Raw genomic sequence first — 20636 nt, 5'->3', positions numbered from 1 at the left:
CACTAGTATCAATGACATAAACAAAATGCTCCGGAATGATACACTGTCCCGGGGCATTTTATTGTCATTCTTATTGATCAGTGCTGCAAAGGCCTTTTCTTAATCATACCACCCTTTGTATCTTTTACAGTATTGATTACCACAAAAGCAGAGGGTTCGATTTTTTGAATCTCAGTATTTAATTTGTTCAACTCCAGCCGTGTAATTACAGTATAAATAATATCCACTTCTGTTGTTTCCCCAGTTTTACCATAGCCACGTTTGCCGCTGTACACAGTAACGCCACGGCCCATTACATCAATGATCATTTGCCGTATTTCATTGCTGTGGGAGGATATAATTGTAACGCCCATGTATTCATCAATACCCTCAACAATAAAGTCAAGCGTTTTGGAAGCTGACAAATAAGTGATCATGGAATAAAGTGCTACTTCAATTGATAAAAAATAAGCCGCTACCGAAAATATAAACACATTGATTACAATGATGATGTCGCCAATGGTGGTGCCGAATTTCCGGCTTAAAAAAATGGCCAGTACTTCTGTACCATCAATAACAGCACCTCCTCGAACTGCAAGGCCAATGCCTGCGCCCAAAAAGAAACCACCGAATACAGCTACCAGTAAATTATCGTTGGTGATGTTAGGAAAATGTACGGTAGCCAGGCAGATGGCCAGGCCGGCAATGGACAGCGCCGTTTTTACTGCAAACTGTTTACCCACCACATTATAGGCCAGCAGAATAAACGGAATGTTCACACAAATGATTAAGATATACAACGGAATTTGTGTTAAAGCAGAAATCAGCAATGAAATACCTGTTGCACCACCATCAATAAAATGATTGGTAAGCAAAAAGCCTTTAAAGCCAAAGGAGGCTGAAAATATGCCCGCAGTTATCAGCAGAAAATCTTTAAAGTACCCTTTAATTGTAATTAAGAATTCACGGTGCTTTTTAGCAAGGCGGTAACTGGAAAAGTTTTCGCTTTCCTGCTGTTTTTTTTTGCCTTGCCGCAAAACTGTTTGGGCAATTATTTGGGTGATGGGAGTCATACCGCTTATTTTAACAGTTAAAAATATAAGCGCCACACTGTTTGCGGCACCTATGTTTATTTGACTTGTACTATTTCGCGTTCATTTTATTGTCAATAAGCTGCCGCCACTTTTCTATCAATTGCAACTCTCCGGTTAACGAGCCACCATCTGAATCTGCATCGTAAAATTCCAGCAACTCATCTGCTTTGGTGTTGTCCAAATGTTCAAATGCGAGTGTAAGCCTGGCAATGCCTTTAAAATTTTCCTGCCCGTCGTTTACAGTTTGTGAAACATGAATCACCCGGCATTTTTTGATTGCTGAAAGTCTTATCTCCCGGGATGTTTCGACGTTATTTATCTTTTTGAAAAAGAAAACAATGCCATTTGTATAATCAATGCCTACGGCTGCATGGCTCCAGGTATCATATTGCGAAAGCCTGGATTGGTGATGTTTCGCCAGGTTAAAAAGCGGTTGCGAAAATTGCCGTTCGCGGCGAGTATTTATTTTATTCATTATTACAAAAGGTATAATGCAGGCAATTACAATAAGTATTGCGGTAACAGATGTTCCTATATCCATTTTTATTTTTTTTAATTAATGAGGTACCACCTCCCGGCATGTAACCGGGTGGGGGAGTACGATGAAAAAAATGTACTTAATTGAAAGAAAAAATAAAAAAAGCTACCAGAAATAGTGGAAAGGAAAAATGAGCGCCGTTTTCTGTAACCTTATCAGGCAGTTTTTTGAATACAAATTGTATTGCAAAAAACGTTGTGAAAATAGTTGTTCAGCTGCTTTTAATCCAGAGAGGATTTCGTCGTGGGTATTTTTAAATGGTGCAGTTTTGCAGGCATTGACAATAGCACCCGAAATGTCAGATTGGGTAGTATGAAAAAATGAGGCCGCAGCAACAGCCTTTTTACAGCCTGGCTGTTCAGCAGAAACGGGTTTTAAAAAAGCATCGGCGTTACCAATGGCAATACCACTGTATACAATTACAACGAAGCAATACAGTGTTAACGCCGAGAGTATACCAATATTTTTTAAGCAATTTTTCAAGTCACGAAGATAGGTGTTTTGGCTGGCATATGCCCGGTGATGGCTCGTGCTGATAGTAACTGAACAGCTTTGTGTAAAATGAATTGAAAAGCAGCACAGGGTGCCCGATACCCTCCCTTACGCTATCAGACGTTAGTATACGAAAGATAATGTGCAATGTAAAAGTGTACAGCATTCTTCACCTCTTGCTATCATCATGCTGTTGTGTTTTAAAGCAATTTTGTTCCATAATAACCCAACAGGGTAAAAACAGCGCAACGGGCCAGCACACCAATGCAGCACCAGGTAGCCAGCCGGTGCATGTTAACATTAAAGCCTACCCCTACCGCGATGCTTACCGGTGCGCCAACAGTAAAAGTGCCTAAGAAGCCCAGGCCTATAATGCCATATTTTTGCCAGAGTTTATGTGCCAGGTTGGGCTTGGTCTCTTTTGGAACGGCTTTTGGCTTTCTGAAACGGGTGATTAATTTTTCAATGGCGCCGCCTAAAAATGCCGCAACAAATACACCCACAATACCGCCTGCAAGGCTGGCAAAAAAAATGGTCCAGGGCGTTAGACCAAATGCAAACCCTGCAGGGATGGCTGCATAAATTTCAAAAGTAGCAAGGCCGGCAACGGTAAGTATTTTATAAAGCATTGACTGTGTTTTCGGCAATATTAAGCTATTTTAATCCTGCAGTTGGCCGTTTGAATGACCTGGATGTTTTGATTGCTGTTATTATATTCATAAAACTTGCTGATATGAGCCATCTCTTACCAGATCGCTGATTTTTTAACATGCGGACGGCGAATTAATTGTAATAAGGGATGCTACAACGGGTTAATACAAAGCCGTGCTTACGGCTGGTAAAATTCAGTTGAAAGGACAAGCGCCTGGACTATTCAATTTGACAAAAATGAAACAAAGTAGAGTGTTATGAAGCTCGCCCCGGAAAAAAACGTGGTCATTTATACTATTTAAATGGTGAGTTCTTTTTTGCAACGGCATTTGTGTCTTAAGCAAGGCAAATGATGTATGCAGGAATGAGTGGGAAATGCAATGATAATTCTCCGGGTATTTTAGAAGCATAAAATTGAAGTGCAGGTAAATCTGGCATGCAAAAAGGAAGATGGGGTGTGTTTTGCTGCCTGCGGCAACCAAAGCCATAAAAGGGAGTAGCAGTCATCCCTCGTATACCTACTTAAAAATTTACATGTCTATTATTTGATGTTGAACATCGAAGATGGAGTACATTTGATATCAGCCTCACTGATGTGGTCATACTTTGGTTGTTGTTTTTTAGTATTGGAACGGTACTCATCAAATCTGCTTTAAAATTAATTGAATGAACTGGACAATAGTTGTCGCGGGAATATACCTGGTTGTGCTGATCGCCGTTTGCCTGCGTATTATTTTTGAAACTCACAGTACCAATAAAACGCTGGCTTATTTACTTTTCTGTTTTTTTATACCGGTGGTTGGTATTGCTTTTTACCTCACGTTCGGAATCAATTACTGGCGGATAAAAAAATACAATACAAAAAAGGAGCAAGCTGCGAGGTTACTTGAACAACTCAAAAGCACCATCCCGGATTTTGATGAAACATCAACAGGGAAGGTTGATAAAAACGCTGCGGAGTATACAGAACTGGCCGCTATGCTCATCAAAGATCCCGGCAGTCCGCTTACAAGTAATAATCGCATTCAATTACTGATAAACGGAGAGCAAAAGTTTCCCGTTTTGATGCAAGCCATCCGAGAAGCGAAGCATCATGTGCATGTGGAGTACTACATTTACGAATATGATGAAACAGGCACCGCCCTGGTGAACCTGCTGATTCAAAAAGCGGAGGAGGGTGTACAGGTAAGGTTTATTTATGACGATTTTGGAAGTCCCGCCATCAAAAAGAAAACAGAGGAACGGATGCGGAAGGCAGGGGTGGAGATACATCCTTTTCATAAAGTACATTTTTACTTTTTAGCCAACAGGATCAACTACCGCAATCACCGGAAGATAGTGGTAATTGACGGGAGTACTGGTTTTGTGGGAGGTATCAACGTGAGTGATAAATATGTAAATAAAAGCGGCCCGCAATTTTCAGGTAAGTTGTTTTGGCGTGATACACATGTCAGGATTGACGGGCCTGCTGTGAACTACCTGCAATATCTTTTTATGTGCGACTGGAACTTCTGCTGCCCGCAGCCATTGACACCCACATTGGATTATTTTACCGGTTCAGTTGAAACTGCCCGGGGAACTTATGTACAGATTGCAGCCAGCGGGCCTGATTCCAGCCAGCCAGCTATCTTGTTTTCGATTTTACAGGCCATATATCTTGCCAAAGAAGAGATATTAATTACCACTCCGTATTTTATCCCCGGTGACAGTGTGCTGGAAGCATTGAGAATAGCCGCTATCAGCGGATTGACCGTAAAACTGCTGGTGCCCGGCAAAGCAGATTCCAGGATAGTAAATGCCGCATCCAAAAGCAATTATACGGATCTGCTGATTGCAGGCGTGGAAATTTACCTGTACCAGAGAGGGTTTGTGCATGCTAAAACATTGGTGACTGATGGAAGACTGACAGTAGCAGGTACAGCCAATATGGACCACCGCAGCTTCGAACTGAACTTTGAAGTTAATGCCATTATATACGACATAAAAGTAGCTACAGACATGCGGAATGTATTTTTCAAAGACCTGGAGGATGCGGTAAAAATAGATAAAGAAGCATGGGTAAATCGTCCATGGTACAGGGTGCTTCCTGAAAGAGCCTGCCGTTTGTTTTCGCCGGTGTTATAAAACAACCAGCTTTTTTTCAGAAATTAATATTGAATCAGAAATTAATTCGCACAGTAAATAACCAGATGGTAATTAATGCAATCGAAATACTAACGGATGACCTTGACGCAACGAAAAAGTTTTATGCTGGTATCTTAGGATTTAGAACAGCAAAAGAAAATACTAATTCAATTGCATTTGTAGCCGGTCACACAATGCTCACTTTTATAAAATCAACTCAACTAAGTCCGCAGTATCATTTTGCATTTAATATTCCCTGTAATAAACTAAATGAGGCACTTGCGTGGGCGGCTTCAAAATTTGGCCTCATTAAAATTGTGGGTGATGAGTTAGTAGCCAATTTTGATAGCTGGAATGCAAAAGCATTTTACTTTTTTGACAACAACGGAAATATCCTGGAATTCATTGCCCGTTATGATCTCAGCAATCATTCTGACCGGTCATTCAGCAGTTCATCTATTCAATCAGTCAGTGAAATAGGGATCGTAACTGATGACCCGTTACAACTTGCAGATGCGTTGTCAAAAGAAAATGATATACCTGTATTTGAGAAAGGCTCCCGCACAACACAATTTGTCACACTCGGTGATGACCATGGCTTGCTGATAATTGTAGCCACCAACAGAACCTGGTACCCTACGGAACAACCGGCGGGAAAGTATTATACAAAAATAAGCATGAACATACCTGGCCGGCAAAAAGAAATTACTGTAAACTGATTTGTCCTTTTTCGTATTACCAGGGATGCAAAACCTTAGTCCTTCATCAAATGCTTATCAAAACCTAGCGCTATAAGCTGTTCATACGCAGCCCAAATATCAGCAGGAATATCCTGGTAAATTTGGAAACCCTTTCCGGGATAAAAGCGGACGCGTTGCAGGTCGCCGACCATAATATTAATTACCCTTTCCATGGGGATATCATCTGTAGGGTAATCAACCAAATCAATTTGTGGCGAGGTAACCAGCAGGTGTTTACCAGGCCAGTGTTTTTTAAAAGTAGCATAAGAACGTCGTTCCATATATGGCTTTTGTACCACTATAAAACTGTGCAGGTCAAGACCTTTTTGTTGCAGCAACTGTTGCGTAAATAAAATGTTTTCGCCGGTATTGGTTGACTTGTTTTCTACCAAAATGGCGTCAGCAGGTACACCATTTTCTATTGCTATCCTTGCAAATTTGTCGGCCTCACTTTCTGTCCACATGTTTTGCGTAAGGTTGCCCAGTCCGCCAGACATGATAACCAAAGGAGCCCAGCCTTGCAGGTACAATTCTGCTGCCCTGTCAGCTACTCTTAAATCATGACTACCCAACGCAAGTATGCAATCCGCTTTTACCAGGTCGTGCTGCATATGGTGGTAATTCCATAGTTGTTGTGCCAGTGTATTTATTTCGGGTGGGAGCATATATGGTCAGTATTTTAAATCAAAAAGGTTGTGATGTGAAGGTCAAAGATATTAACAGTTACATAAATAAAGATGCCTTCGGCAGCCTGCTGAATTATTAACTGCAGATGAGATTGCAACGGGACAAGATTAATTCCCTCCAAAAAGGCATGCCTGTGATGCTATCAGCAGTCATCAAACCGCAATCCGATGCCAGTTGCCAGCATGCAGGTATCCAAGAGCACCTCAATTGGTGCAAAAGATTATCTTGCGGCGGTACAATTATTAATAGCTGCCCATCTTTAACAAAAGTCGCGACGCATTGCAGGTTTTACGTCGTTGCCTGATTAGTGCGCAACGACAGGGCTATGCGCATGTTTATTGAAAAGCATTTCTGTTATTAGTAAATTCGGCGCTGATTGGTAAAGTGCCAGGTAACTTGTACAACAATTACTAAAAATGAAAACAATAAATTTAGTTAGAAGATTTCCGCTATGGCAAACAGCTGTTATATTACTATTGGCCGGATGTAACAAGACCCCGGGTTCACCGCCAGCAAGTGCTTGTTTATACAATGGTGTTGATACCTGCCTGCTCAATATAAAAACAACAATCAGCATTCAGCTGGCAGATGTTAAACAAACCATTCATAGTTTTGGTGCTTCTGATAGCTGGACTGCAAAATTCGTTGGGAGGTGGAGCGACGTAAACAAAAAAAATAAAATTGCAGATTACCTGTTTAGTTTGGATACTGCGGCAGATGGCTCTCCTAAAGGAATCGGATTGTCGCTTTGGCGTTTTAATATTGGCGCTGGCAGTTATGAACAGGGTGGCACCAGCGGTATACCGGATGAGTGGAGAAGAGAGGAGTGTTTCTTAAATGCGGATGGTACTTACAATTGGTCAAAGCAGGAAGGGGCTCAATGGTTTTTAGCTGCGGCCAAAGGCATGGGAGTAAAGTATGTTCATGCGTTTAGTGTTTCTCCACCCGTTTATTTTACAAGAGATGGCATGGCGCATGGCGGTGGTGGTAACAGCTTTAATATTCAACCGGGTAAGATAGCTGACTATGTCAGGTTTTTAAGCACTGTTTCAGCCCACTTTAATTTTGATTACCTGAGCCCCTTTAATGAGCCGCAATGGAACTGGGGTGGGACCAATGCCAGCCAGGAAGGAAGTGCGGCAACCAATACAGAGATGGCTGACCTGGCAAAATTACTGGGCCCTGGGTTGCAGTCAGCCGGCAGCGGCACTAAAATTATATTGGGGGAGGCGGCGCAGTTAAATTTTATCACAAATCCTTATGCAGGCGATCGTGGCGACCAGCTTTACAACTGGTTTAACAAGGCTTCTGCCAATTATCTTGCCAACGTGACCCAGGTGGAAAAAGTAGTAGCCGGTCATAGTTATTTTACAACCTGCCCCGACAATATTTTGATTGCAACCAGGATTGATTTAAACAATAAAAGAAACGCAACAGATACCTCGCTCGGCATCTGGCAAACAGAGTTTGGTATTTTAGGTGATGTGTGCGGTAAGTACAGCGGTTCTCCCAGGCACACAACAATCGATTACGGCTTATATGTAGCCAAAACAATTCACCACGATCTGGTTTTTGCAAATGTCAGTTCCTGGTCTTGGTGGCTGGCAATAAATCCTTACGATTACAGTGACGGGTTGGTATACATCAATGATCCTTCCGGTAATATAAACGTGAATGGTTGCAGGACAGATGGCCTGGTTCTGGATTCAAAACAACTTTGGTGTATGGGTAACTTTTCCAGGTTTGTTCGCCCCGGTATGAAAAGAGTTTCGGCCAGTATTGCCGGAATCGATGATGCCACTGCTGCGGCGTCGTTCATGGTGTCTGCCTATAAGGATGAGCGTACAAAAAAACTCGTGGTAGTAATTATCAATATGAGCAATGACATCAAAAAAATTACGCTGGATGGATTGGGTAATTCCATTCATATTGCGGGCAATACTTTTGATGTGTATACAACGAGCGGCGCTAAAAATCTTGCGAGGTCTGTATTGCCTGCAGATAATATTATCATCGAAGCAAAGTCGGTTACCACGTTGTCTGCAAATTACTTCTAAAAGGACCAACCATATCCAAAACCGGGTAAAGCAGCAGGGTGTAAACCGCCGCTGTCGAAATAGTAGCTGATCAGATGATAGTAGCACCGGGTATTCAAAAGTGGTTGTCTTTACTATAAAGCAGCTTAACGAAAGTTACAAATCTCCAACCGATTGAACCAGCCGGCTAAGTCAGCTGGTGTTTTGATCTTCGTCAGTTTATGATATGAACTTTGTCATAACCGTATAACGTTTACTGAATACCTGATAGCTTTGTAGTAACCAAAAAATTATGCCATGATGAAAATTGTGTACAGGGGATTGAATCCGGTTTTAAAACCAAACCAATCAGAAGAGGAGTACTACACAGAGAAGGAGAACGGGGTGTTGGATGGTGTATTCTCCTACTTTACAAAACTCATGGAATTTTACAGCAGCGATGCAGGCTATCCCGATAGGAAAGAAAACGAAAAACGGTTTATTATTCAGTACACTGCGGCAAAAGAAGATTACGTTGACAGAATCACTGCCGAGTATGCCGGAACCAACTACCTGGATGAAATACTGGCATTGACAAACGAACGGTTCTGCGCATTTGATGATGCGGTTTCAGCTGTACTAGGGTGCAGGTTTATGACTGCCTGACAGCTTTATGATAATTTTTTAGATAACTAATATTAATCCTAAATTCTTTGACTGCCTCAGAAAAAATAAACTCATCTATACAGCTCGCAAATTTATTTTTTACAACGTACCGGGTTGTCAAAAGCCTGCCTTTCACGGTTGCACATCTACACTGGCACTTCTGCTTCAGGAAAAGGATGGTTTGCAGCTTATTCGTTAGCTGTACATTTTTATCTTTGGCGAATTACACTCCTCCAACGGCAAAGTTATCACTGCAATCTTACAAGATCATCTGCTTATAGAAATTTAAAAATGCTTTTCACCAGACGAATTACCATAAAAGGATGACACAGGCATATTATTCTTGATATTTTTTTGTAGTTTCACTACACACTGCTTAATCAAACGGTGTGTAAACCAGCACTCCATTGACGCTACGTTTTAAAATGCGCTATTTATGAAGACAAGACTATTGTTATTTTTCGGATTACTCATTCATTGTTGTACGGCAAATATTTGTATGGCACAAACCGCGGCAAAGCCCGCTGATAAGTTGGTGAACAATTCCCCCTCGGTCAATTTTATTGATGGAACACCCCAAACATTGCTGTTTGGCGCAGAGAAACTGTTGCCCTCAAAAAGCAGTGAGGCAGTTGTATCAGACACGACAGGACAGGTAGTTTTTGTTGCAGGCAATAACTACCCCGGGGTATATAAGCTTCCAATAGATAATATGCCGTGTCTTTTGCCAGGTAAAGATTTTCATAGCAATATGCCAACGTTGAAACAAACGTCGGGAGATTTAAATATGCATACAAGCATTCCCAATCCTTTTAAAAAGGAGGAAAACGTTCCTGCAAGCCGCTGATCAGGCAAGCTTTTCAATGGCTTTGTAAATTAATAACCTCCTGCAGTATCCCTTGTCAGCAGCATGAAAGAAGAGCGTGTGTCATCAGTGATTGAATACAATTTCCAATGGTTGTTATCTACTTGTTCCAGTTGCCAGTTTCTTGCCGGATCGGCCAATTGCTTTTTTACTGTCCGGGAAAAAGCGTTGGCAGCCCTTGCCTGCTCCCAAATTTTGATGGTGCTGAATATGGCATATTTACTGGTACAGGCTTCCACTAATAATTTTGAAAGTGGTATCTGGTAGGTTGCACCAGAGCCAATAGCAATGGCTTCAATATGGTTATAGTTTGCAACGGTAGATGAAGAATCCAAACCGAAATTGATACCAAAACTTGCCGGAAAATAATTCGCATAGGCAACATCCCGCAGGTCTTTTCCTTCCGATGTGGTGCTTCCCCATTTCCGCGATACCAGGTCGTACATATTGGTTCCTCCGCCAACATTCCAAACGCTTTGATAATGCCATGAACCTTCGGAAAGTGTAGCGCCTGTTATGCGTAAATCAGGCAGGTGATAAGCGGCTGCTTTTTCAAATAATTTCCGGTGAAACCTTTTAACCGAGTAATATCCATGTCCCTGGTTAAACAAAAATTCCTGCCCATCCCAATCATGAAAATAGAGGCCGTTAATGTTGCTCATATCCGCATAATAAGCGGCAATAGAATCCTGCAACTGCATGCCTGGTATCAAGCCATCGTATCCATACCCAATGGTCACCTGCAGTTTATATATCGTGTCGCCTTGCTGATGGTTTGCTGGTGTTGTGCCCCAGTAACCCCGGGTAACATGTTGCAGTATATAAGGATTGGTTTTTGTAACACCTGCATAATAGATCAGTTCCTTTCCAATTTTCAGGATGTTCAAACTTTTTTCATGCCCTTCCCAGCTTCCGGTTTCCTCCAGGTAAGCCGGGTTTGCAACTTCAATTACAGTATCACTTGAAGAGAGTTTGTTAACCAGCACTTTTTTAAACTGGTAGCAGAGGTTATCAGATGGAATCGGGCTAACATCTTTTGTGCCGCGTCTTAATGAGGTCATGATGGTATGCCTCCCTGCCCATATACCTATCCGGTTGGAGCTGTCCGTAAATTCTTTGTGAGATTGGTTACCAGACGTGAACACAAGCGGTTTATTTTGAAAGGTGGTACCGTCGATATATCCATTGTTGTTTCTGTCTGCACCAAACATGGGCAAATCCTCCAACTGGATCGCCTTAAACCCCAGTTGTTGGGTATAAGAAATGATACTGTCGTAATTATTCCCATAACTCGCAACATCAGGCACATAAGCCGCAGGATCTTTTATCCATTTACCATTAACTGTAAGCCAGGGTAACCCTTCTGACTGAACAATGCTTTTAATCACTGATAGTAATGCGATACTATCCGCACAACCCCACAGGGCTATGGATGAGCCAATGAAATCTACACCAGGCAACGGTTCTACTTCAATGTGATTGGGGGAATTGGTGGGCAATTGCGGAATTAAGGAGAATAAAATTGTTTTGCCCTTTGTTCTGTCAGCCGCATGATATGCGATTGAAATCTGCCCCTGTTCATTTACTTCTGCTGAATTGCCGTACAAAATTCTGTAATACGGTTCAGGGTGTGAGTAAAAAGCTACATCACTTATTCCGTCGCCGCCAATTGAAAATACCTGTCCTTCATGCAAATTCGCCGGCAGGGGAAACCGCTTTTTATCAGGGCTGTGAATTACATATTGAAAGGGTGCACAATCACCCACGTTGGTTGATTTACCGCCTGTAGTTTGATCGTTAAGGGATAAAACGCCAATGGCATAATTACCTGCATCGCTGGTATCCCTTGCTACTCCAATCACTTCACCAAAAAGGTTGGTAATATTGGTGTAATACGATCCCCACTGCACATCATCAATGCCGCTGCGGTTGCTAAGTGATAGCAGGGTGAATGTAAAATACTTTGCTTTTGTTTCTATTTTAAGTTTAGCCACGGAGCCGTTGATGTACTTTAAAAAAAGCATTGTGTTGGCTCGTGAAAAAGATGCTTTTTGTGGTTCGTAATAGATTTTTTTGCGGCTGTTATGCAGGCACAGCAAGGGAGATGGTTTGCCGGGAATACCAAACTCCCGGTTAGGTTGTACCGTACTATTTTTCATACTGGTAATAAACCCTTTGCTGTTAATACTGATTTTAAAATAATCCGTTGCAAGGTTGGTTTGTGCATACATTGTTGTTACCAACAAACAGGCTGATATAAGAAGCAGCAAGACAATTTCTTTGAGATGATGGGCCAATTTCTGATACATATTTTTATTGCGGTACTGGTAAGCTCGTTATCAAACAAGTCATAAAAGTATACAATTGAGGCCTGACTTTGATATCCATTTGTATGAAAAGACAAATTTGTATATCTTCAGGATACCTGATTAAATTATCACAACAGCGCTGAAAAATTTAAGCATACCAGGATAGAAGAAACCAACATCACATGTTAATTACAATACCATGCGGATTCTTTCTTTAATTGCATTGCTTTTTCTTTTGGCTAATGCAAGCAAAAAAACTCCAGGGAATGTTTCATTAAATGCCGGGAAAAATTGCTTCTTTATACAGTAGGTCAATCAGCGTTATTCGTGTGGCCATTATAAACTTTATCTTTAGTACATTAAATACAACACACATGAAACTGCCATTTCTTTTATTTACCATTTGTTTATCTGTGGTAGTTACCGCACAATCTACACAGAAGCCGCCTTTGCATGGAAAAAACTGGATGGCCGTTACCGGCAAGCCGTTGGCAGCAACCGCGGGGGCTATTATATTTCAAAGAGGCGGTAATGCCGTGGATGCTGCCTGTGCCATGCTGGCTGCTACTTGTACCATGTGGGATGTATTGAGCTGGGGAGGCGAAACCCAGGCATTGATTTATAATCCAAAAACAAAAAAAGTAATTGCTATTAATGCAATGGGCGTGGCACCCACAGGCGCAACGGTTGAATTTTTTAAAAGCAAGGGATATAATTTTCCTCCTGAATATGGCGCGCTGGCAGCTACAACGCCCGGTACCATTGGTGGCCTATGCTACATGTTATCCCAATACGGCACCATGAGTTTGAAAGAAGTATTGGCGCCCGCTATGGAACTCGCTGCTGGTTACCCCATAGAAGCACAAACGGCCAATAGTATGGAGCGTAATAAAGCAATGTTGAAAGAATGGCCGTACAGCAAAGCCGTTTTCTTTCCGCATTTGGGCGAAAAAAGGGAAGCTCCGGAAGCGGGTGAAATTTTTGTACAAAAAGATTTATTGCAGACGCTGACGAAAATGATAGCAGCCGAACAGGAGGCATTGAAAAAAGGAAAATATCGCAAAGATGCGATTATGGCGGCTTATGATCGTTTTTATAAAGGTGATATCGCCAAAGAATTTGTACGGGGTTGCCAGGAACAGGGCGGCTTAATAACGATGGAAGATTTAGCAAGATGGAAGCCCGTAGAAGAAGAACCAACCCATGTTAATTACAAAGGCATTGAAGTATATAAATTGCAGCAATGGACGCAGGGACCTGTTATGTTGCAGGCATTGAATGTGCTGGAAAATTTTGACCTGAAAGCGATGGGGTATAACAGCGCTAAATATATTCATACGTTGTACCAGGCCATGAGCCTCACCTTTGCTGACCGTGATTTTTATTATGGAGATCCCCGCTTTGCCACTAACCAGCCCATGAAAGGCTTATTAAGTAAAGCGTATGCCAAACAACGGGCTGGTTTAATTGACTGGGATAAAAATGATAGTACCATCGGACCCGGCAACCCATATCCTTTTGAAGGAAAAATAAATCCGTACATCAATTTATTACAACAAAGAGGATATACGCCCGACACCAGCAAAAGAAATTTTGTTCCGCGGCATGATGTACGGGAAAACGCGTTCACTATGCCGGATACAGCTTACATGGATCGTTTATGGCGTGGCACTACATCGGTGGAAGCCGCAGATAAAGACGGATGGGTTGTTTCCATTACCCCTTCAGGCGGCTGGTTGCCTGCCTGCATTGCAGGGCACACAGGGGTAGGCATGAGCCAGCGGATGCAGAGTTTTGTACTTGATTCTGTGCTCAATCCTTTTAACGTAGTAGCGCCTGGTAAAAGGCCACGGGTTACCCTAACGCCTTCTCTGGCTATGAAAGAAGGAAAACCCTATGCAAGTTTTGCTGTGCAGGGCGGCGACACCCAGGATCAAAACCTGCTGCAATTCTTTTTAAACATGGCAGAGTTTGGTATGACGGTGCAGCAAGCCTGCGAGGCGGCTAATATCAATTCCAATCAGCTATGGCTTTCGCTTGGTGGTACAAAAACAGATGACCGCAAACCCAGGCCCGGCAGTTTATTATTAAACAACCGTACACCCGAAGCTGTACAAACCGAATTAAAAAGGATGGGCTACACCTTGTCATTCGAAGACAGATCAAGCGGGCCTATCAATGCGATCTGGTTCGACTGGAAACACGGTTCCTTCTGGGGCGGCTCTTCCAATAATGGGGAAGATTACGGAATCGGGTGGTAAGACGTACCCCAGAAGAAGGTACTGCAGTGGCAAAACGTGTGGGGTAAAAGAGTAGCAATGGAAAATGGAAAGAAGTTGAGCCTGCTGTACCATAATTGAGATTACTTTAACGAAACCAAATGATTGCAATAACAGCGTTAGAAAAAGCAGCTGAGCTGAGTAAACCAAGGCGTATCATGAAATATGTCTTGGTTTATTGTACTGCGGGTAATGTGAGTATAACTGTTGATGAAAAAGAATTTAAATTAACCACAGGTGAAGTAATCACAGTTACGTCCGGGCAAATTCACAGTATAAAAAAAACAACTAAAGCAAAAGGCTTTGTGCTTGAATTTACATTAGACTTTTTTTGTAAAAATGATAATGATATTGAACTGATTTTTCACAATGGACTGTTTTGTCATTTTGCAATGAATGAAGTGATAGCCGCAGACAAAAAGATCATTGAAAGTGAACTAAACTGTATTACCGGGGAATTAGAAAAACAGCCTTATCAATACCTCATTTCTGTTCATTCCAGGATTGAATTAATATTAGTTGAAATTAACAGGGCCAAAGTAAAAAGGGGAGATGAAATCTGGAAACCCGATGCGTTATTCCTGAAGTTTTTAGAAGCGGTAAGAGATAATTTTGAGCAGAACTATACACTTGCCGAATTTGCAAAAATGTTGGGCACTACGGAAATAAAATTGAATGAACTGGCGAAACTACACGCAGGTAAAACAGCCCAAAATGTTATCTACGGTCTCATCGCCTCGGAAGCAAAAAGGCTGCTCACCTATAACGATTTATCAGTAAAGCAAGTTGCTTATAAACTCGGGTTTAGCGACCCATTTTACTTCTCAAAATTTTTTAAGAAACACACCAGGATTTCCCCAAAGTCCTATCAAAGCAGTTATTCGCTTTAAATCTTACATGCTTTTCTCAACATTGTCTATGGTTCAGTCCACGCGGCAAAAGTATTTTTGTGTTGTAACTATTAATCAGTTAAACCACAATTATTATGAATACTGACATGCAAAACTATGTTGCCAGCACGGGCAAAATGAACTGGACACCTTTGCAGGAAGAAGGTGTTGACACAACCGGAATTTTCGTAAAAATACTTCGCTTTGATGAGCAGCAGCAACGGCCACCCAGCATTCTGTTGAAATTTGAGCCTGGCGCAAAATATCCATATCATAACCACCCTGGTGGTGAAGAAATATTTGTAACCAAAGGAAGTTGTTTGGTAAATAATACTTTACTGAATGCCGGTGATTACCTCTATACTCCACCGGGTTTTAAACATTTTGTAAAAACAGATAGCGGCTGTGAGATGATTTTTATTGTACCCGAAGAAGTGGAAATTATAGAGAAGTAAAACTTTAAACAAAGCATTTATGAAAAAACATCAGGCAATTGCGTCGCTGTTGCTAAGACTTGCATTGGCAGCCGGCTTTTTATCTGCCGTGGCAAGCAGACTTTCATTGTGGGGCAGCCGTTCATCTGGTTGGAAGAATTTTTTAACCTATACTGCCGAGGTAAATTCTTTTGCACCAAAAAGTGTTATTCCATCTTTAGCATTTACAAGCACTGTACTGGAAACGCTGATAGCAATTACATTGCTGGTGGGATATAAAACAAAACTGGCAGCTTTAGGTGCAACTGTACTCACCCTTTTCTTTGCGCTGGCAATGTCCGTTTCTTTTGGCGTAAAAGAACCACTGGATTATTCCGTGTTCGCCGTTTGTGCTGGTGCATTTTTATTGACAACAATGCCCTGTTATCGTTGGAGTATTGATGAAAAATTATCAAAAATCAACAGAAACAAAATATGAAGGAAGGAACGAACAAACTTAAACAGGGCTGCACCGCTATTTGCGAAGCAATGGCAGTTTTTGATAAAATTATTTTATGAACGAAAAAGAATGGGTTCCGAAAAAAATGCATTCAACCGGTTCGAAATTTCCTAAGGCAGCCGGGGCTAAAATCCCCAGGCTTGAAATTTCCCCGGGCCATTGTGTTATCCAGGTACAACAGGTGCCTGGATGGATAATGATTTTTAAAATGAGCAATGTGTGTTTAGGCTATCCAACCCTCAAAACTTCTTCCACGTGGTTTTTATACAATCGTCCAATCGGTATTTTATGATCGCTGATTGATACATGCGTTGAATTGAACGATGATATTTTTTCAATCGTAGCAATAAATGAACGATGCACTCTCAGAAACCGGTGCGGTGAAAGCAATTTCTCCAGCGAACCGATGCTTTGTTTCACAACAAGCGATTTGCCATTTTCGAGATACAGTTTAACATATTCCTTATTGCTCTCGATAAAAAGAATTTCATGCAGCAACACTTTACACATTTCTTTGTCTATCTTGAAATACACAAAGGAAGCCTGGTTGCCTTTGTACTCAACGCTGGAAGAAGACAAATTACCATCAATAGAAATGAGTTTGACCGCTTTTGCAACTGCTTTCATAAAGCGTGCGAAAGAAACAGGTTTTAAAAGATAATCAACTATACCAAGTTCATAACCGTCGAATGCATAATCACGGTATGCCGTAATGAAAATTATTTTCGGAGGGTTAGGAATGCTTCGCAGAAAATCTGTGCCAATCAGCTTTGGCATTTTAATATCCAAAAAAATGAGGTCTATCTTCTGTTCCTGTAAAATTTTGAAGGCATCAATGGCGCTGTTGCAGGCAGCAGCGATTTCAAGCCCCGGCACTTGTTGAATATAAGAGCTTACCAGCCTTACCGCCAGCGGCTCATCATCTACTATCAAACAATGAATATTCATTTATGCATGATTTAGTATGCTACTATTTTCTTCAATGAAATTTTTTGCCAGCGGCGAGCTTTGCAATTCAATGCTCATCGATACGATATAAACATCTTCCTCAGTGCCATGCTGTAATTCAAATTTCTTCGGATAAAGAAGCTCCAGCCGTTTTCTGACATTATTGATACCGATGCGGTCATCTTTCTGACTACCGTTATTATTATTATCAAAACTATTGATAAGCTTAAAATACAATTGATTTTTTTGAACAGATAAATCGATGCTCATCCATACTTTTCCCAATTGCTCCGATGTTCCATGCTTGAATGCATTTTCAATAAAAGGCTGAAAAAGGAGTGGCACAATCGTCTTGCCTTCGATGTCGCCTGAGAAATTCAACGAAATATCCAGGCGGTCTCCATATCGTTCCTGTTCCAGTGCAACATAATCTTTCATCACGCTGATTTCTTTTGACAACAGTACTTCATCCACCTTGCATTCATACAAAACATAACTTAATAAGCCCGATAGACGTAGCAACATCTTTGGTGCTTTTTCTGATTTTTCACGTACCAGCAAATAAAGGTTATTTAGTGTGTTGAATAAAAAATGCGGGTGCAGTTGCGCTTTCAGTAATTGCAACTCTGCATTTATTTTTTCTTTTTCCAGGCGGGATGCCATTTCCTGCTTGATTACCCATTGCTTAAACAGCTTTATCGGCAATGCAAACATCGCCATCATATTCATCAGCAAAAAGCCGGCAATGCGAAATACCTGGGAGGAGTCAGCCCTCACTTTATCCAGCATTTCCGGCGGCACCCGCAAAGGCAAAAGAATAAAATACCTGATCCCGAAATTTATAAGAACGCCTATCATCATCCAGGCTAAATAGGCCAGCAGAAAAGCAACATATTTTTCTTTTATTAAAAACCATGGCACGAAACAATAAATCACTACATAGGCATACAGGATATTGAACGGAAGATAAATAAGTCCCGTGCGGAAAAGTTCTTTATAAGGCGAGTCTTGTGAACCCATTCCTACGAGAAAAATGTAACTCACTAACCAGAAGACAATATGCCTGGGCAGCGAAAATTTGCTTTCAAAAATAAATCGTTTGATGAAATTGCTTTTTCCATTCACAACCGAAAGTTACTTTTTTTTGAAGGAACATTTCAACCACATTTTAATGAAGTCAGTAAAAAAGTGTTCATTAAAAGATGAACGACAATTTTAGCCAACAAACGACATTAGCGTCAATGGTACCGTTGTGTATAGGCCAATTTCGTTGTCTGGCATTTTTGCTTTTTTAAATTAATTATTCAAACTAAAATTGTTGTGCTTTCGCTCCCATAGAAGAACCGCCATCGTTGTATCATCTCAATCATTCACATTTAAAAAACTACATCATGAAGAAGCTATTAAATCTTCTGCTGCTTTCAGCCATTATTTTCCTGTCATGCCAAAAGCAGCCTGAAAATGCACTTAATTCAAAAAAACTGGCAGGTGAAACTTCTGCCAGGTCAGATGGCCATGCTTATGGAACAATTAGTTCAACCATGGTTTTAAAATGGAACGAAGCAGGTACGCAGGCCATTGCTAATATGGCGCCTTTTACCGGCAGCGGCCCACTTCCACCGATGCCTGAAGCCAGGATTTACGCCATGATCAATGTGGCTATACACGATGCACTGAATAATATTGTACCAAGGTATCAAACCTATGCATTGAAGGATTCAAGAGACAAGGATGCCGATGCAAACGCAGCGGTTGCCCAGGCAGCACACGATGTAATAGCTGCCATGTTACCTCCGCAACAGCCATTTGCAGACAACCTGCTAATAGCATCTCTTGCATCCGTTACCGATGGCGATTCAAAAACAAGGGGCATTGGTTTGGGGAAAGCTGCAGCAAAAGCAATATTGAATTTGCGTATGAATGACGGAGTTAATGTTGTACAATTTCCTTACATAGAGGGAACCTTGCCTGGTCAATACAGGGCCACGCCTCCTTTTGATGGCCCTCCCTTCAATGGGTTTGTTGCGGTACCGGGATGGGGTAATATTACACCGTTTTGCTTAACAAGCGGCTCGCAGTTCCGGCCCGTTCCGCCTTACGCAATTAACAGCGCTGAATACACTGCAGATTATAATGACATAAAAAGTTTAGGTGCAGCTGCCGGCAGTACAAGAACTGCAGATCAAACAGAGATTGCTATTTTTTATCTTGAAAATGCCCCGTTACACTTTAACCGCATTGCCCGGGCAATGATTGAAAAGTACAAACTGGATCCCTGGAAAAGTGCTAGGCTACTGGCACTGCTTCAACTGGCGGAAGCTGATGCAAATATCGCGTGTTTAAATGCCAAATTTTATTATAACTTCTGGCGGCCAATTACCGCGGTACATTTGGGTGATACAGATGGCAATGCCAATACTACGGGTGATGCTACGTGGAATGTGCTGGCACCTCCCACACCTCCTGTGCCGGATTATCCTTCCAATCACGCTGTAAATGGTGGCGCGGGGGCAGCAATCCTGATGCAATATTTTGGCACAGATAATATCAGCTATACACAAACAAGCAGTTCTCTGCCGGGTGTTACGAGAACGCTGACAGGATTTTCCCAATCGGCTATGGAAAATGCCTTGTCAAGGGTGTATGTGGGTTATCATTTCCGCAATGCATGCCTAAAGGGCGTTGACCAGGGCTATAAAGTTGGTAAATATGTTTTCGAAAATTATCTGAAGGAAAATTAAAATCTTTATGCTTTTAACAAACGGCGGCCCGTTTGGGCCGCCGTTTTATTATAGGCGGCTTCAGTTGCGGGTAAAAACTCTTCAGCCTGAAGCCTGCGTCTTCTACGGCTCAACGTTAACATCATTGCAATACAGTATCTTTAAGCAAATACATTTACTATGAACAGTACAATGAATAAATTGAAAGGGCCGGGCGTTTATATCCCACCGCCATTATTGTATGTTTTAACTTTTATAGCTGCTGTACGCATACAAAAAATAATTCCGATTAATAATGCATTGTTTAACCTTACAGCATTAAAAGGTACAGGCGTATTTTTTTTAATGGCCGCCTTGTATTTTTTAGTAAGAAGTTTGAGGCAATTTTTTCTGACAAAAAACACACTGGTGCTGATTAAGCCTGCTACATCTCTCCAGATAACCGGGATCTATAAAATTTCAAGAAACCCAATGTATACAGGACTCGCTATTTTGTACTTTGGAATTACCTGCCTGATAGGAAACTGGTGGAATTTGATTCTCTTTCCGTTACTTTTTATCATTGTTCAGGAATACATAATCAAACGTGAAGAGAAATATCTGGAACTTGAATTTGGTGAGGAATATAAAGACTATAAAAGAAATGTCAGAAGGTGGTTATGACAGCTTGATTCTTTACCTGCAGGATCTCCGGCCGGGCCCGTTT

19 protein-coding genes are annotated in these 20636 nt (G+C 41.5%); 11 read left to right on the top strand and 8 right to left on the bottom strand.

What is annotated here, in order from left to right; all coding sequences use genetic code 11:
• Positions 1–77: 77 nt before the first annotated feature.
• The 4 genes from JWR61_RS23110 to JWR61_RS23095 all read right to left on the bottom strand — a co-directional run bounded on the left by JWR61_RS23110 (position 78) and on the right by JWR61_RS23095 (position 2732).
• A complete protein-coding gene (locus tag JWR61_RS23110; protein ID WP_301930072.1) occupies positions 78–1052 on the bottom strand; it encodes a YitT family protein in 975 nt (324 codons plus the stop codon).
• Between the two features lie 70 nt (positions 1053–1122).
• Entirely contained in the window at positions 1123–1614 is a 492-nt protein-coding gene (locus tag JWR61_RS23105) for a hypothetical protein (RefSeq protein WP_301930071.1), read from the bottom strand.
• Positions 1615–1716: 102 nt separating this feature from the next.
• A complete protein-coding gene (locus JWR61_RS23100) occupies positions 1717–2094 on the bottom strand; it encodes a hypothetical protein (RefSeq protein WP_301930070.1) in 378 nt (125 codons plus the stop codon).
• Positions 2095–2303: 209 nt separating this feature from the next.
• Entirely contained in the window at positions 2304–2732 is a 429-nt protein-coding gene (locus tag JWR61_RS23095) for a small multi-drug export protein (protein ID WP_301930069.1), read from the bottom strand.
• 688 nt (positions 2733–3420) lie between these two features.
• On the opposite strand from JWR61_RS23095, the gene cls reads away from it, so the two are divergent.
• Together cls and JWR61_RS23085 are read left to right on the top strand one after the other, a co-directional pair.
• Positions 3421–4878 carry a cardiolipin synthase gene (gene cls, locus JWR61_RS23090; protein ID WP_301930068.1) on the top strand — a complete coding sequence of 486 codons (1458 nt, stop codon included), beginning with the start codon at positions 3421–3423 and terminating at the stop codon, positions 4876–4878.
• Positions 4879–4907: 29 nt separating this feature from the next.
• Positions 4908–5597, top strand: a complete 690-nt coding sequence (locus JWR61_RS23085; protein WP_301930067.1) for a VOC family protein — start codon at positions 4908–4910, stop codon at positions 5595–5597.
• 35 nt (positions 5598–5632) lie between these two features.
• Here the strand turns inward: JWR61_RS23085 and JWR61_RS23080 are convergent, their stop codons facing one another.
• Positions 5633–6283, bottom strand: a complete 651-nt coding sequence (locus JWR61_RS23080; RefSeq protein ID WP_301930066.1) for a YdcF family protein — start codon at positions 6281–6283, stop codon at positions 5633–5635.
• Between the two features lie 438 nt (positions 6284–6721).
• Between JWR61_RS23080 and JWR61_RS23075 the strand changes: the two genes are divergently transcribed.
• From JWR61_RS23075 to JWR61_RS23065, 3 genes are all read left to right on the top strand, one after another.
• On the top strand, positions 6722–8362 hold the full coding sequence (locus JWR61_RS23075; protein ID WP_301930065.1) for a glycoside hydrolase: 1641 nt from the start codon (positions 6722–6724) through the stop codon (positions 8360–8362).
• Positions 8363–8638: 276 nt separating this feature from the next.
• Positions 8639–8986 carry a hypothetical protein gene (locus JWR61_RS23070; protein WP_301930064.1) on the top strand — a complete coding sequence of 116 codons (348 nt, stop codon included), beginning with the start codon at positions 8639–8641 and terminating at the stop codon, positions 8984–8986.
• Between the two features lie 436 nt (positions 8987–9422).
• Positions 9423–9833, top strand: a complete 411-nt coding sequence (locus JWR61_RS23065) for a hypothetical protein (RefSeq protein ID WP_301930063.1) — start codon at positions 9423–9425, stop codon at positions 9831–9833.
• Between the two features lie 29 nt (positions 9834–9862).
• Here JWR61_RS23065 and JWR61_RS23060 read toward each other — a convergent pair whose 3' ends face one another.
• Positions 9863–12160 (bottom strand): hypothetical protein, encoded by a 2298-nt coding sequence (locus tag JWR61_RS23060; protein WP_301930062.1) that lies wholly within the window; start codon positions 12158–12160, stop codon positions 9863–9865.
• A 374-nt stretch (positions 12161–12534) separates the two neighbouring features.
• Here JWR61_RS23060 and JWR61_RS23055 point away from each other — a divergent pair, with 374 nt between their 5' ends.
• The 4 genes from JWR61_RS23055 to JWR61_RS23040 all read left to right on the top strand — a co-directional run bounded on the left by JWR61_RS23055 (position 12535) and on the right by JWR61_RS23040 (position 16241).
• A complete protein-coding gene (locus JWR61_RS23055; protein WP_301930061.1) occupies positions 12535–14421 on the top strand; it encodes a gamma-glutamyltransferase family protein in 1887 nt (628 codons plus the stop codon).
• A gap of 176 nt (positions 14422–14597) precedes the next feature.
• A complete protein-coding gene (locus JWR61_RS23050; protein ID WP_301930060.1) occupies positions 14598–15329 on the top strand; it encodes an AraC family transcriptional regulator in 732 nt (243 codons plus the stop codon).
• A 95-nt stretch (positions 15330–15424) separates the two neighbouring features.
• On the top strand, positions 15425–15784 hold the full coding sequence (locus tag JWR61_RS23045) for a cupin domain-containing protein (RefSeq protein ID WP_290337274.1): 360 nt from the start codon (positions 15425–15427) through the stop codon (positions 15782–15784).
• A gap of 19 nt (positions 15785–15803) precedes the next feature.
• Positions 15804–16241 (top strand): DoxX family membrane protein, encoded by a 438-nt coding sequence (locus JWR61_RS23040; protein ID WP_301930059.1) that lies wholly within the window; start codon positions 15804–15806, stop codon positions 16239–16241.
• 249 nt (positions 16242–16490) lie between these two features.
• Here JWR61_RS23040 and JWR61_RS23035 read toward each other — a convergent pair whose 3' ends face one another.
• Positions 16491–17210, bottom strand: a complete 720-nt coding sequence (locus JWR61_RS23035) for a LytTR family DNA-binding domain-containing protein (protein WP_301930058.1) — start codon at positions 17208–17210, stop codon at positions 16491–16493.
• On the bottom strand, positions 17211–18335 hold the full coding sequence (locus JWR61_RS23030) for a sensor histidine kinase (protein ID WP_301930057.1): 1125 nt from the start codon (positions 18333–18335) through the stop codon (positions 17211–17213).
• Between the two features lie 266 nt (positions 18336–18601).
• Between JWR61_RS23030 and JWR61_RS23025 the strand changes: the two genes are divergently transcribed.
• Both JWR61_RS23025 and JWR61_RS23020 read left to right on the top strand, forming a co-directional pair.
• Complete coding sequence (locus JWR61_RS23025; RefSeq protein WP_301930056.1) at positions 18602–19951, top strand: vanadium-dependent haloperoxidase; 1350 nt, start codon at positions 18602–18604, stop codon at positions 19949–19951.
• 159 nt (positions 19952–20110) lie between these two features.
• Positions 20111–20593, top strand: a complete 483-nt coding sequence (locus JWR61_RS23020) for an isoprenylcysteine carboxylmethyltransferase family protein (protein ID WP_301930055.1) — start codon at positions 20111–20113, stop codon at positions 20591–20593.
• Positions 20594–20636: the final 43 nt, after the last annotated feature.

Origin of the sequence: Ferruginibacter sp. (assembly GCF_028288465.1) — a bacterium.
Lineage (GTDB): Bacteria > Bacteroidota > Bacteroidia > Chitinophagales > Chitinophagaceae > Ferruginibacter.
This window is presented reverse-complemented; position numbering and strand designations above follow the sequence as displayed.